General features: G+C 48.6%; 1 protein-coding gene. It reads right to left on the bottom strand.

Annotation, left to right across the window (positions count from 1 at the left end; translation table 11 throughout):
• Positions 1–43: 43 nt before the first annotated feature.
• The gene (locus tag IE158_RS13415; protein ID WP_189644205.1) at positions 44–190 is read right to left on the bottom strand and encodes a hypothetical protein; all 147 of its coding nucleotides are present in this window, start codon (positions 188–190) and stop codon (positions 44–46) included.
• Positions 191–891 lie beyond the last annotated feature (701 nt).

Raw genomic sequence — 891 nt, forward strand, 5'->3', positions numbered from 1 at the left:
GTTCATGGGTATCTCCTTGAAGTTGAATGTGTGTGAAAGGGGCTTAGACGCAGCGCTTGGAAGTGCCAGTCACCACACTGTAGGTGCCAATCACCACGGTGGCGGCAGGGGTCCATTGGGCGTCACCACCATCAGTGGCTTGCATGCTCTGGGCGCGGACATCGAGGGTGTTCAGGTCAAAGTTGTTCATGGGTATCTCCTTGAAGTTGAGTGTGTGTGAAAGGGGCTTAAGGGCAGAGGCGGGAAGTCAGGGTGACGATCGTACGGGGAAAGCCAGTTGTCCGGGGGGGGAAAATGGTGGTGTTGACAATCGACTCAGTATCTTCTCCGTGAAAGCGCTGAGTGCGGGCATCCAAAGAAGCAATTTCAAAGTTTTCCATAAGTACCTCTGTATAAGTGGGAGTAGGGTGAATTCCGAATCCTATTGGCGCTTCTTAGCTATGGCCTATAGGGCTTACTGAACGGGGATTCCAAGGGAATCAGGTTCCTTGCCGGTGCTTTCGCTGATTGGTATTCGCGCATCAACAAGATTAAAGTCAAAATTTTTCATATATTCCTCTGGAAAATCAGTTTATAGATTATTTTTCTCGTAAACTTTTAATCAGTTTCTATCACCTCGCTTTTCTTGGCATCAAGGTATCCAAAGCGAAGAGACAAGTTGGAGACATTAGAGGCTATCCGGAAAATAGGTCATAGTCTGCCGTCCAGTTAGGCGGCAGACTTCTTCTAAGTAGCTTCCGGGTGTAGATTGCATCATATTGCAATTCCCCAGTTGGCTCCACCAACTGCCCTTCGCAAATCTGTTTTGTTCTGGTAGTGGCGTTCCTCAGTAGGTGACAACTTCAGTTTGACCTCGTTCCAGACGGCAAAAACCAACAGACGGCCCCATCA

This window comes from Deinococcus piscis (assembly GCF_014653275.1).
GTDB classification, from domain to species: Bacteria; Deinococcota; Deinococci; order Deinococcales; family Deinococcaceae; genus Deinococcus; species Deinococcus piscis.